The following is a 13,245-nucleotide window of genomic DNA, read 5'->3' on the forward strand; positions in this document are numbered from 1 at the left end:
TCGATGGGTTTGCGCGGTACTGCTGGGACTGAGTATGCCCGCGTGGTCCCAGACCAAACCCCAGCAGCAGCCACCCGCCGGCACGCCCGCGCCGCCCCCCAAATACCAGGGTAAGCTCTCCAAGGAGCCGGCCCAGTTTATGGTGGACGTGCAGTCCATGATGGCCAGCATCAACAGCGCCGCATCCCGGCAGCTGGGCACCAAATTCCAGCAGCTCTGGGCCAGCAACAAGCTTACCGCTACCCAGCAGGGACGCATCGTTGAGCTGTCGCAGCAGATGCTGGCCCGCAAGTTTAAGCCCCGGCCGCACTTCGAGTCCCTGTTCCGGAGCGTGGTGGCAGGAGCCACCGTGCAGGCCTTCACCGACCAGCAGATGGACGAGTTCCTGACGGTGGCCGGAAAGTCCATTGCCCGGGACCAGTACAAGGAAGTAGAAGAGTTTCTGGCATCGTCGGCGCAGTTTCTGGACACGAAAGTTCTTTACAAGTCGGGCTACAGCCGGCTGCGCGTGCTGCGCGGCACCTTCTCGTTTGCCTACAACGAAACCGACCAGCCCTTTCCGGCCCCGGTAGCAACTCCCAAGCCCGCCGACCCGGCCCCGGCGGCCACCGGCGCCACGCCCGCTAAGCCCGCCGCTAAGCCGGCTCCCAAAAAGAAAAGCAGCGACGGTTGGGATACCGGTGACATCTGGAGCGGAGCGGACGACGGCTGGGGCAACACCGGCAAGAAAACGCCCGGCAAAACCACGCCCGCCGGTACTGCTCCGGCGGCACCTCAGTCGGGGGGCTTCAGCTCGGCACCGTCCTATGGCTACTACCAGTCGCCGCCCACGCGCGGCCCCGTGCTGCTGCTTAAAGACGCGGACCTGTTCATTTCCACGGCAGCCGACTCGGCTCTGATTCAGAAAACCAACGGAATTGTAGTAGCCAGCACCAAGCGGTTTGTGGGGCAGGGCGGGCAGTTTGCCTGGAACGTGAGCGGCAACCCCGTCACGGCCGACCTGACCAGCTACGACTTCGACATGACGAGGCCGGAGTTTACGGCTCAGCCCGTAACGCTCACTTACCCGGCTGTACTGGAAGCCCCGATTCAGGGGGCGGTATCGTACAAGAGCGTGCGCAAAAAGGCCGGCTCCACCGATTCGGGCTACCCGCGCTTTATTTCCCTGACCAACGACGCCCGCGTCAAGAACATTGGCGAGAACATCCGCTACCAGGGGGGCTTCTCCCTGGCCGGCGCCCGGATGCTGAGCGCCAGCCTCGATGGCAGCCTTTCGCGCATTACGGTGAATGTAGACGGCAAAACCAAGTTCCGGGCTACCTCGGGCGCCTATGTGCTCGGCGACTCCGTGATTACGGCCGCGCGGGCCGCAGTAACCATCTTCGAGGACAAGAGCGACTCGCTGACCCATCCCGGCGTAAAGCTGAAGTACTCCAAGCCCCGGCAGCTGCTGCAGCTGGCCCGGGAAGAGGGCCTTTACAAGACCACGCCCTACTACGACTCCTACCACCAGATGGAAATCACGACCGAGCTGCTGACCTGGCCGCTCCGGACGCCCTACATCAACTTTTCCATCATCACGGCCAAAAACCAGGTAGCCGCCAACTTCGAGTCCCGGGAATTCTACACCAACACCCGCTACCAGCAGCTCAAGGGCATCAACCGCCTGCACCCGCTGCAGATGGTCGTAGGCTACAGCAACCTGCACGAGGGCCGCAAGACATTTACCGTTAACGAGATTTCGACGGAGCTGAAGGTAAACCCCAACAACGTGCGCTCGGCCGTGGCCGGCCTGGCCCGGGACGGCTACGTGAAGTGGAACCCCGATACCGAGCAGATTACGTTGCTGCCCAAGGCCTCGCACTACGTGAACTCCTCCCGGGGTAAAAAAGACTACGACCACATTGCCATCAAGTCGTTGTCGCCAAGCGGTAAGAATGCCACGCTCAACCTGGCCAGCAACGATTTGATTGTGCGTGGGGTCGAGCGTTTCAACTTCTCCGACGACTCCGTCACGGTGTTTGTGAAGCCCGACAGCAGCATTATCCGGATTCAGAAAAACCGGGCTGTTACCTTCAACGGAACCGTGGTGGCCTCGGCCTTTATCTTCAAAGGCAAAGAGTTTAAGTTCGACTACGACGGATTCTACGTGGATCTGGTCAAAATCGACTCCATCATCGTGCGGGGCAAGGGCACCCGGGGCAACGCCCTGCGGGCCCGGCGCAACACCGACTTCGCGCTGACCAACAAAAACAAGACCTCTACGGGCCGCCTCTACATCAACGCGCCCAACAACAAGTCGGGCCGCAAGAAGCTGGGGGCATACCCCACCTTCGAAGCGTCGACGGGTGCCTACGTGTTCTTCAACAAGCCCGAAGTGCTGGGCGGGGCCTACGACACCACGGTGTATTTCGATATTCCGCCCTTCAAGCTCGACTCGCTGAACAACAAGAACCGTTCGGCGGTGGGCTTCAAGGGTACCTTCATGTCCGGAGATATTCTGCCGCCTTTCCAGACCAAGCTTTCCTTGCAGGACGATGGGTCGCTGGGCTTCGTGTACAACCTGCCCAAGAGCGGGGTGCCGGTGTACGGGGGCAAGGGTCGGGTCTTCAACCAGATCCGGATGAGCAACCGCGGTATTCAGGGCGTGGGGGAGATGAAGTACCTGACCGGCACGTTTGCCAGTGAGCAGTTTATCTTCTACAAAGACTCGGTAGTAACCATCGGCAAGAGCGCCGACATTGCCAAAGGTCCGCTGAATGGGGTCGAGTTTGCGGCCGTGTCGCTGCAGCCGGGCTACGGGATGAAGTGGGTGGTGAAAGCGGACTCCATGTACCTGAGCACGCCCAATGCCAGCACCATGAAGTACTACGCGGGAGCTTACACGTACCGCGGCACCACCATCCTGACGCCGGGCGGCCTGTACGGCTCCGGCACGCTCGATGGCCCGCAGTCGTTTATCCGCTCCAAGCTGTTTGTCTTCCGACCCGACAGCTACTCGGGTAAGCACGCGACGATCAACATTAAGTCGGCGGAGGCCAACAAGCCGGCACTGACCGCGAACGATGTCTCCTTCGACTTTGAGGTGAAGAAGGGCTACGCCGACTTTGCCCGGGAAGAAGGCAGCAAGGCCAGCATTGAGCTGCCTTACACGCAGTACCGCACCACGCTGAGCGGGGGGCACTGGGACTTCAAGAAAAAGAACGTGCAGATGAAGGTGGCCGCCGGCGCCGACTCCACCAAGGCATTCTTCTACTCCACCAAGCCCGATCAGCATAACCTGCGCTTTCCGGCCACCAACGGCAGCTACGACCTGAGCCGCTACCGCCTCATTGCCACCGGCGTGCCCCGCATTGCCTCGGCCGATGCCTGGATTGAGCCCGACAGCAACAAGGTGTACGTACTGCCCAATGCCCAGATGAAGACCTTCCAGAACGCGGGTATCATTATGGACACGCTCACCAAGTTCCACCGCCTCTACAAAGGCGAAATCAAGGTGCTGGGCCGCACGGCCTTTACCGGCAATGCCCTGCACAGCTACAAAAACGCGTCCGCCGACTCGTTCGCCATCAAGTTCTCCAACTTCACGGTTGATTCTCTGGCCGCCAAGGGCGGGAAGAAAGGCAAGAAGCTGCGCAAAGGCGACGAAGACACGTTCGCGCCGCCAACCATTGCCCAGGCCAATGTTCTGCCCGCCGAGAAGTTTCACTTGGCGCCGCGCATTGCGTACCGGGGCGGGGTAAATCTGAACTCCCAGCGCCGGGGCTTCACCTTCGACGGACAGTCGCGGCTGGAGTTCAGCAAGCAGCCGGCTTCAGCCGAATGGTTTACGGTGCAGGACAGCATCGACCCGAAGAATGTGCGCATCAAGCTGATTGACCCCAAAGCAGAAGACGGCTCCCCGATGGTTACCGGCCTGTTTATGTCGGACGTCAGCAACAAGGTCTACCCGCTGTTCGTGGCCACCAAGCCCGGTATTACCGACCTGAACCTGTTTCAGGTGGATGGCTACCTCTCCTTTGATGCCAAGCGTCGGGAATTCACCCTGTCGCGCAACGACCTGAGTGACCCCAACCTGTACGAAGGCAGCGTCATGACCTTCAACGACTCTACCCAGGCCATGACGTTCCGGGGCAAGTTCAACCTGATCAACTCCAACAAGGACTATACCCTCACGGCGGCCGGGCTGGGTACGGCCAAAACCGACAGCGCCAAATACTCCCTGGACACCTTCATGGCCTTCGACATCAACATGCCGGAGAAAGCCCTGGAGGCAATGGCAACGGACATGGCTACCAACACCAAGGGCGCCCCCGAAGCCCTGGATGGCTCTATGGGCCAGCTTTACAAGATGGGTGAGTTTGTCGGCAGCAAGACCGTGCAGAGCTACTCTAACCGCAAGGGCGGCTACACACCCCTGCAGAAGGTGTCGCCCAAGTTTATGCACAGCATCGTGCTCAACAAGGTAGACCTGCGCTGGTCAGAGAAAAACCGGGCCTGGTACTCCGTGGGTAAGATTGGCCTGGTGAGCATCCTGAAGAAGGATCTGAACGCGCTGATTGACGGCTACGTGGAAATCCGCCGCGAGAACGGAGTCGACAACGTGGAGCTGTACCTGGAAGCTGAGCCGCAGACGTGGTACTACATCAAGTACAGCAACAACGTGCTGCTGGCCAAGGCCCAGCACGGCTCGTTCGACGAAATCCTGAGCTTCAAGGCCAAGGGGGACTACAACACCGCCACGCAGTACGGCTTCTACCTGGGCGACGACCAGGAGGTGCAGGGCTTCCTGACCCGCTTCCGCAAGCTCTACCTGGGTGCTGCTGCCGCCAAGGCCGCCGCTCCGGTGCGGTCCGCCGCTCCCGGCAGCTACGACATCATTGACGAGCCCGGCAAGAAAAAGAAAAAGAAGAAGGAGGATGAAGTAGAAGACGGCAGTCAGCCCGCCGCTGATGCTACGCCGGTAGAAGAAGAGTCGAAAAAGAAGAAAAAGAAGAAAAAAGACGACGACCCCTTCAGCAACAGCGACGGCGCAACCGACCCGGAGCCTACCAAGGCTGCCGCCGCGGCTCCTGCTCCGGCCAAGCCCGCTCCGGTAACGCCTCAGCCTGCTCCGGCTGCCACTACCCCGGCTGCCACCGCCCCGGCCAAGGCTGCCGACCCCACGCCCGCTGCTACGACTCCCGCCACTCCCGACCCGGCCGATGCCGCCAAGGCGGCTGCTGAGTCGAAGAAGGAAGAGGAGAAAAAAGCCAAGGAAGCCGCCAAAGAAGCCGAAAGGCTGAAAAAGGAGGAAGAGAAGAAAGCCAAGGAGGCCGAAAAGCTGAAGAAGGAGGAAGAGAAGAAAAAGAAAGCCAAGGAAGACGACCCCTTCGGCGACTCCTAACCTGCTCTGCCCCTGTAGTACCCGCAGCCTCGCCCGATTCGTCGGAGCGGGGCTGTTTTTTGGCCCTGACGCAAACGGAAGGGGTTTCCTATCTTTGGCAGGCTACCTTCCCCGCGCTGCTTACCCATGAACCTACCCCTCGTCCTTGGCCTGCTGGCCGCCGCTTACCTGATTGGCTCTATCCCGACGGCCCTGTGGGTGGGCCGCCGCTTCTACGGGCTCGATATCCGGGAGCACGGCTCAGGCAACGCCGGGGCCACCAACACCTTCCGGGTGCTGGGTAAAAAGCCGGGCTCCATCGTCATGGCCATCGACGTGCTTAAGGGCTGGGCCGCTACCATGATGGCGACGGTAATGCTCCACCAGCACGCTATTCGGCCCGACCAGCTCTTGTACTTTCAGCTGGCCTGCGGGGTACTGGCGGTAGTAGGTCATATCTATCCCATCTTCGCCCAGTTCCGGGGCGGCAAGGGCGTGGCTACGGTGCTGGGCATGATGCTGGCCATTGCGCCGGCAACCGTGGGCGTCTGCATCCTCGTTTTTCTGCTGATGCTGGTCTTGTTCCGCTACGTGTCCCTGGCGTCGATGACGGCCGGGGTAGCTTTTGCCCTGCTGCAGCTGCTGCCCGCCTTCCGCCCCGATAACAACCTGCTGCTGTACTTCGGCTTCGTGCTGGCTGCCCTGCTCATCTACACCCACCGCGCCAACATCGGCCGGCTCCGGGCCGGCAATGAAAGCCGGGTGCCCATGTTCGGGCGGAAGTAGATTATAAGCTGGTACCAGGAAATAACGTAGCCAATGGGCTTGTTCAACCTATTCGGTAAGTCCCGCCCCATTCTTGATCAGGAAAAAATAACGTCCCGGGCCTTTGTCCAGGTCCAGGAGCTTATAAAGCCTGCATCCATTGCTCAGCTTAGTGAGACCAAGCCATCGGGTCGCGCTACTGCCTCGCGCTTCTCCGGTGACTTTGTGCTGGTTCCCGAACAAGCCTGGCCCAGCTACCAGAATCGTCCGCTCCAGGCTTTTCTACAGATCAATGTAGCGGAACTGCCCTTCGTGCCGGTTCCTTTAAGACCGTATAAGCTAATCACTGTTTTTATTGACGAGCAGGATATTCCTTTTGACAAGCCACACGGGCAGGGTTGGCAAGTCAACTGCTATACCAGCTTGGAAGGATTGAAACTCGCTGAAAACCCAATTTCTAGTCCTTCAATCAAGCCTTGCGAAATCAGCTGGCAACTGGCGCAAGACGAAGCACCCGCTTGGGAAGATGCTATAACTGCTGTTGACCTGTCTGAATTTGACACGCTGTCCAATGCCGGGGACGTGTTTTATGAAAGGTTTACCAACCATGAGTTCACCAAGGTCGGCGGCTGGCCCAGTCTGATTCAGCATCAGCTCACAATGTCACCCGCTGATTTTGTATTGCAGATTGGGTCCGAAGTCAAAGCAAACTGGCAATGGGTGGATGCCGGGACGGTTTACCTGGGATGGCACGGTGGGAAATGGCTATTGGAGTGCCAGTGCTATTAAACCCTGACTCTCGCTTGTCCGCATTCCTTGGCTACTTTTACCTCCGAATCCAACAAACCCCGCCCGCATGGCTTCCTACCTCGAAGAAAACCAAGACCGTTTCCTGAGCGAGCTGCTCGACTGGCTGCGCATTCCCTCCGTTTCCGCTGACCCAAAGTTTCACGGCGACGTGCTCAAGGCCGCCGATTACCTGAAAGCCCGCTTCGAGGAGCTGGGTGTCGAGAATGTGGAGCTGTGCCAGACGGCCGGCAACCCCATCGTGTACGGTGAGAAAATCGTAGACCCCAGCCTGCCCACGGTGCTCGTGTACGGCCACTACGACGTGCAGCCCGCCGACCCCTACGAGCTGTGGACCTCGCCCCCGTTCGAGCCGGTTATCAAAGACGAGAAGATCTACGCCCGCGGGGCCTGCGACGACAAAGGCCAGGTGTACATGCACGTGAAGGCTTTTGAGGTCATGATGAAGGAGGGCGGTGTACCCTGCAACGTCAAGTTCATGATTGAGGGCGAGGAGGAAATCGGGTCCAACAACCTGGGCATCTTCGTGCGCGAAAACAAGGAGAAGCTGAAAGCCGACGTCATTCTGATTTCCGACACCGGCATGCTCGCCAACGACGTACCGAGCATCGAAGTGGGTCTGCGTGGCCTGAGCTACCACGAGGTAGAAGTAACCGGCCCCAACCGCGACCTGCACTCCGGCCTCTACGGCGGCGCGGTGGCCAACCCCATCAACGTCCTCTGCAAGATGATTGCCTCCCTGCACGACGAAAACAACCACATCACCATCCCCGGCTTCTACGACCAAGTCGATGAGCTGTCGGCCGAGGACCGCGCCGAAATGGCCAAGGCCCCGCACTCCGACGACGAGTTCAAGAAAAGCATCGGCCTGACCGACATCTACGGCGAGAAAGGCTACAGCACGCTGGAGCGCACCAGCATCCGTCCTACGCTCGACGTGAACGGCATCTGGGGCGGCTACACCGGCGAAGGCGCCAAGACGGTTATTGCCTCCAAGGCTTTTGCTAAAATCTCGATGCGTCTGGTACCGCACCAGACCTCCGAGCAGATCAGCCAGCTGTTCCAGGACCACTTCCAAAGCATTGCTCCCTCCGGCGTTACGGTGGTCGTGAAGCCCCACCACGGGGGCGAGCCGGTGGTAACCCCCACCGATTCGGTGGCTTACAAAGCCGCGGCCGACGCCATGGAAACCACCTTCGGCAAGCGGCCCATTCCCACCCGGGGCGGCGGCTCCATCCCGATTGTGGCCATGTTCAAGTCGGAGCTGGGCCTTGACACAGTTTTGCTCGGCTTCGGTCTTGATTCCGATGCTATTCACTCACCCAACGAGCACTACGGCGTATTCAATTTCCTCAAAGGCATCGAAACTATTCCGCACTTCTACCGCAACTACGCTGCGGCCATGAAAAGCTAAGCCTGAACGAATAGGACGCAGAAGCCCGGCCCCTGGAAGGAGGCCGGGCTTTTTTATGGTTTGTGAGCAAGGCAGCCCCTAGCGGGCCTTAAAGGAATAGGTTAGATAAAGCTGCACGGCACTGTTGCGGATGTCATTCTGCTTTCGAACGCCAAGAATGGTAAGCGGCTTCTCCGCTTTGCTGATTCCCCCGCTGTAGCGTACCCCAAGGCCGGGCCCACTCTTCACCTGGTACCCCAGCCCAAACACATAGCCAACGTCTACGACCTTATAAAGCCCCTTTACATTCCGCGAATACGTGTCGCTCTGATCCTTGGCCCCCAGCAGCAGGCCAATCTGGGGTCCGCCCTCAAAAAACACCTCCCCGGCCCTGGCATGCAAAAGCAGGGGCACCTCCAGGTAATTCACTTTCGTGGTCAGGTCCAGGGCCGGCACCTCACCCCCTTTCTGTGAGTAAAGCACTTCTGGCTGAAACGCCAGCCTGTCGGTAAAGCCAATGTTGGCGAAAAGGCCGGCGTGAAAGCCAAAGTGACTTTTGTAGTTAGTGGCTTGCTTACCCAGGAAAGAGGACAGCGTGCCCCCGGCTTTCAGGCCCCCGGTCACCACCGTCTGCGCCCGCGTCGTGATGGTCAGACTCATCAGCAGGATCAGGATAAATAATGCTCTCTTCATGTCCGGCAGGAAATCATGTAACAGCATGACCACCAACAACGGCAAAGTACACCCGAAAGTCATGCGAACCGGCCCCAAAGCAAAAAAGCCCTGCTTCCCGAAGGAAACAGGGCTTTTTAATAATGACTGAGCTACTTACTTGCCTGGAATCAGGTAGCCAAGCGAAACCTGGAAAGCCGAGTTGCGGGCATTTTTCAGGTCGCCGTTGAAGTAGGTGCCGTCGTCACTCTTAACGAAATCGTTGAAAGCCCCGGTGTAACGCAGGTTCAGGCTCACGCCATTCTCCGCCTGGTAGCCTATGCCGGTCACATAGCCCAGCTCGTTGCGGTTCAGGCCACTCAGGTCTTTCTGATCGTGGGTGGTCGAGGAGCTCGTAGAGCCGGTCAGGCCGGAGGTATTGGTGACCTTGGTTTCGTCTTTTACGCTTAGCAGATACGAGTACTGTGGACCAGCCTCTACCACAAAGCCATCCGCGTTAATCTTAAACAGCACGGGCACGTCAAGGTAGTTGTAATTAACTTTGCCTTCCCGCTTCTGGGTAAAAGTGAGGTACTTGTACTCATCGGGCTTGTTCTCAAAGCCCTTCTGGGAATATAGCAGCTCCGGCTGGATGGAGAAGAAGCCGTCGTCGGAGAGGCCTATGTTCAGCATGGCGCCCCCAACAAAGCCCAGTTTGTTGTTGTAGGTACTTTCATTCTGAATGTTACCAGCCAGATTGGAGTAGTTGGCACCAGCACGAAGGCCAATGCGCACATCCTGGGCTTGCGCCGAAGTGGAAACTAGCGCCGCTGCCGATAAGAGGCCAGCTACCAGAAAAGATGTCTTTTTCATGGTGCAAAGGGTTAGGTTGGAAAAGAGTTGCACCCCAGCGCCTTTACCAAAACTATGCCAGTAGGCAGAATTCTGTAATTCCGCAAACACAAAAAAAGCCTCGTTCCAGCGTTGGAACGAGGCTTTTTGTTAGCTATTCAGCTGGTTTACTGACCAAACGGCAGCAGGTAGCCAACTTGCAGGGTGTAGGCATTGTTGTATGCTCTCGGCTCGTTGTCGGTGTCTTTCGAGTCGATAAGGGAGTTAAAACCACGGGCATAGCGCAGACCGATGCTCAAGCCATTCTCGGCCTGGTAGCCTACGCCGGCTACACCACCGATATCGAACTGCGACAAATCAGACTTATAGGCTTCATCCCGGCTTACACCGGTGTAGTCCATAAAGGTGTCTTTGGTTTCTACCTTGTCCTTGTCACCGTTGGTGTACTTGGTCGTGGTTTGCTGCGAAGTGCGCGAGCCAAACAGGTAGCTGAACTGGGGGCCCAGTTCGAAGAACAGCCCACCGGCGTTGATCTTGGCGAGTACCGGCACGTCGAGATAGTGCAGAACGCGCTCCTGCTCAAACTCTACTTTCGATACACCAGCGCCGAGGTTGGTGTTGGTAGATTTCGAGTCGGACTCGATCTGGTAGCCTTTCCGGTTGTACAGCAGTTCGGGAGCAATGGAGAAGAAGCCGTCGCTGCTGATGGGCAGCGTAGCCGAAATACCGGCGTTGTAGCCGAACTTGTACTTGCCAAGGGCAGATTCGTAGCCGGAGCCGGTGAGCTGCGTTACGTTATCGCCGGAGATATTGGAATACGTGCCACCTACTTTCACGCCGAGACGGAAACCGCCGGCGTCCTGAGCCTGGGCGAAGGAAACAGTGGCGAGGCTCAAAGCCAGTATTGCAAGTTTTTTCATGATGAGTTCGTAGTTGAAGTGATGAATGGGGTGGTGTTGAGAAGTGTAAAAGCCAGGTATTGTCTGGCGATTACAGGGCTCTTATCGCAGGAGTGTATAAAATTGTTGCATCGTTGTGAGGAATTCATCTAAAATTTATACCTTAACGCGGTTATGCCCGGCAGAGAGTGGTGTAATACGCTGTGGCCGGTCTGGCTGGGGCAGGAGGCTCTACTGAAAGGGTCTGTTATTTTTGAGGTTCTGCTCTTCTCGCTTGTATGGCCTCTATGCGCCAATTCTTACCCGGGTGCCTCATGCTGCTGGCTGGCCTGCTCACTGCACCGGCTCAGGCCCAGCAGCCGGGTAAGGACCCGCTGATTCTGGGAGCATACGTGCAGGGCAGCTTCATTATCGCCCACACCCCTTCCATAAAGCATCTGGCAGTGTCGCATCCCACGGGTTTCGAGCTGAACCTGCAGAAGCAGACGTCGGGCACCGCGCCCTGGCACGCGTGGTACAAGTATCCCAAAGTCGGGCTGGCCCTGGTGTACTACGACTACCACAATCCGGTGCTGGGGCAATCCTACGCGGCCAGCGTGTACATCAACAAATCGTTTCTGCGCACCCGTCGGCAGGAGCTGAACTTCCGGATCGGTACCGGCATTGGTTTCTTTCCCGTGCGCTACGACCTGGCCACCAATCACAAGAACACCATCGTCAGCTCCCGCCTCAATGCTACTCTGCAGGCCCGGCTGGAATACGACGTGGCCGTATCGCCCCACCTGGGGCTCCTGCTGGGCCTGGGGCTCAACCACTACTCCAACGGCGCCACAACCAAGCCCAACTTCGGAATCAACCTGCCTACGGTACTGGTGGGGATTAACTATCACCAGCAGCGGCCGTTTTTACCTACTCCGGGAGAAACGCTACGGGGAGAGCCGGCCGGCATCGGCAGCAACTTCCTAAACCTGAGTGCCAGCCTGGGCTACAAGCAGCGCAACGAGTCCGACGATACCAAGTACCTGGTTAACTCGGTTTCGATCATGGGAGGGCGGCGCGTAAACCGCAAAAGTAATCTGGTACTAGGGCTGGAAGGATTCTATGATCGGTCGTTGGCGGCTCAGCTGCGCGACACGGCCCGAAACCAGGACCGTTTGCCCGATGTAAAGAAGGCCGGGGCCTTTGTGGGACACGAGTTATTGTTCGGCCAGCTGGCCTTTACCTCCCATCTCGGCTTCTACTTGTATAATCCCTACAAGTCCAACAAGTTCTACTACGAGCGGCTGGGCCTGAAATACCACTTCTCCGACCGGCTGTTCGGCTCAGTCGACCTCAAAATTCACCGCGGCGCGGCCGACGTCATTGAGTGGCGAGTGGGCGTAAAGCTCTAGGCAGCTGCCGGTAAAGCTCCGTTACACATCAGCGGCGGGCTGCTCGGCGTTTCGCCCGCGCAGGGCCTGATTGATTTGCCTGACCAGAGCAGGGCCTTCGTAGATAAAGCCGGTATACAGCTGAACCAGACTGGCCCCGGCGTCCAGCTTTTCCAGCGCATCTGCCGCCGAGGCTATTCCGCCAACGCCGATGATGGGCAGGCTGCCCTCCGACTGTTGATACAGGTAGCGGATTACTTCCGTAGCCCGGGCCCGCAGCGGGCGGCCGCTCAGCCCCCCGGGCCCGTAGCTATTCACGGTATCAGCTGGCGTTTTAAGGGAATCCCGACTGATGGTCGTGTTGGTCGCAACCAGTCCGCTGAGCTTTGTTTCCCGGGCAATGGTCAGGATGTCGTCGAGCTGGCCGTTGGTGAGGTCGGGCGCAATCTTCAGCAGCAGGGGTTTGGGAGTCGGCTGCGTCAGGTTGTAGTCCTGCACCTGCTGGAGCAGGCGGATCAGCGGCTCTTTTTCCTGCAGCGCGCGCAGGTTAGGCGTATTGGGGGAGCTGACATTTACCACGAAATAGTCGACTACGTCGAACAGCTCCCGGAAACAGACCAGGTAGTCGGCGGCGGCGTGCTCGTTGGGCGTGTCTTTGTTTTTGCCAATGTTGCCCCCGATGATAACTCCGGGCGGGCGGTGCCGCAGCCGCGCCGCTACCGCTGCCGCCCCCTCATTGTTAAACCCCATCCGGTTGATAAGTCCCTCGTCGGCCGGGAGGCGAAACAGGCGGGGAGCCGGATTGCCCGGCTGGGCCCGGGGCGTGACGGTCCCGATTTCGATGTGACCAAAGCCCAGACAGGCCAGCTCCGCTACCAGCGCCGCATTCTTGTCCAGCCCTGCCGCCAAGCCCACCGGGTTCCGGAACTTCAGCCCGAACACGTCCCGCTCCAGGCCCGCCTCGGCAACCTGGTACAGCGTACGCAGGAGCGCCTGGGCTCCGGGAATGCCACTGGCCCGCCGCAGGTTATCAAATACCAGGTAATGGGCCCGCTCCGCATCGAGGCGGAAAAGCAGGGGCTTAAGCAGGCGTTGGTACATAGCAAGACAAAGCTACGCAACGGCCGGCGGGTGACCAGTGAA

At 58.7% G+C, this 13,245-nt stretch carries 9 protein-coding genes; 5 read left to right on the forward strand and 4 right to left on the reverse strand.

Annotated features, from left to right (window positions below):
- Positions 1-34: 34 nt before the first annotated feature.
- The 4 genes from LJY25_RS06955 to LJY25_RS06970 all read left to right on the forward strand — a co-directional run bounded on the left by LJY25_RS06955 (position 35) and on the right by LJY25_RS06970 (position 8,351).
- Positions 35-5,386 carry a hypothetical protein gene (locus LJY25_RS06955; protein WP_227607574.1) on the forward strand — a complete coding sequence of 1,784 codons (5,352 nt, stop codon included), beginning with the start codon at positions 35-37 and terminating at the stop codon, positions 5,384-5,386.
- Between the two features lie 126 nt (positions 5,387-5,512).
- The gene (gene plsY / locus LJY25_RS06960; protein ID WP_227607576.1) at positions 5,513-6,151 is read left to right on the forward strand and encodes a glycerol-3-phosphate 1-O-acyltransferase PlsY; all 639 of its coding nucleotides are present in this window, start codon (positions 5,513-5,515) and stop codon (positions 6,149-6,151) included.
- 39 nt (positions 6,152-6,190) lie between these two features.
- Complete coding sequence (locus LJY25_RS06965; RefSeq protein WP_227607577.1) at positions 6,191-6,919, forward strand: DUF1963 domain-containing protein; 729 nt, start codon at positions 6,191-6,193, stop codon at positions 6,917-6,919.
- 67 nt (positions 6,920-6,986) lie between these two features.
- The gene (locus LJY25_RS06970) at positions 6,987-8,351 is read left to right on the forward strand and encodes a dipeptidase (protein ID WP_227607579.1); all 1,365 of its coding nucleotides are present in this window, start codon (positions 6,987-6,989) and stop codon (positions 8,349-8,351) included.
- 78 nt (positions 8,352-8,429) lie between these two features.
- Here the strand turns inward: LJY25_RS06970 and LJY25_RS06975 are convergent, their stop codons facing one another.
- The 3 genes from LJY25_RS06975 to LJY25_RS06985 form a co-directional block, all read right to left on the reverse strand.
- Positions 8,430-9,023, reverse strand: coding sequence for a porin family protein (locus LJY25_RS06975; protein ID WP_227607581.1), 594 nt, complete (start codon positions 9,021-9,023; stop codon positions 8,430-8,432).
- Between the two features lie 135 nt (positions 9,024-9,158).
- Positions 9,159-9,854 carry a porin family protein gene (locus LJY25_RS06980; protein ID WP_227607583.1) on the reverse strand — a complete coding sequence of 232 codons (696 nt, stop codon included), beginning with the start codon at positions 9,852-9,854 and terminating at the stop codon, positions 9,159-9,161.
- A gap of 146 nt (positions 9,855-10,000) precedes the next feature.
- On the reverse strand, positions 10,001-10,753 hold the full coding sequence (locus LJY25_RS06985) for a porin family protein (RefSeq protein WP_227607584.1): 753 nt from the start codon (positions 10,751-10,753) through the stop codon (positions 10,001-10,003).
- Positions 10,754-11,046: 293 nt separating this feature from the next.
- Between LJY25_RS06985 and LJY25_RS06990 the strand changes: the two genes are divergently transcribed.
- Positions 11,047-12,123, forward strand: a complete 1,077-nt coding sequence (locus LJY25_RS06990) for an acyloxyacyl hydrolase (RefSeq protein WP_227607586.1) — start codon at positions 11,047-11,049, stop codon at positions 12,121-12,123.
- Positions 12,124-12,144: 21 nt separating this feature from the next.
- Here LJY25_RS06990 and LJY25_RS06995 read toward each other — a convergent pair whose 3' ends face one another.
- Complete coding sequence (locus tag LJY25_RS06995; protein ID WP_227607587.1) at positions 12,145-13,203, reverse strand: quinone-dependent dihydroorotate dehydrogenase; 1,059 nt, start codon at positions 13,201-13,203, stop codon at positions 12,145-12,147.
- Between the last annotated feature and the right edge of the window lie 42 nt (positions 13,204-13,245).

This window comes from Hymenobacter translucens, from assembly GCF_020685205.1.
GTDB lineage: Bacteria > Bacteroidota > Bacteroidia > Cytophagales > Hymenobacteraceae > Hymenobacter > Hymenobacter translucens.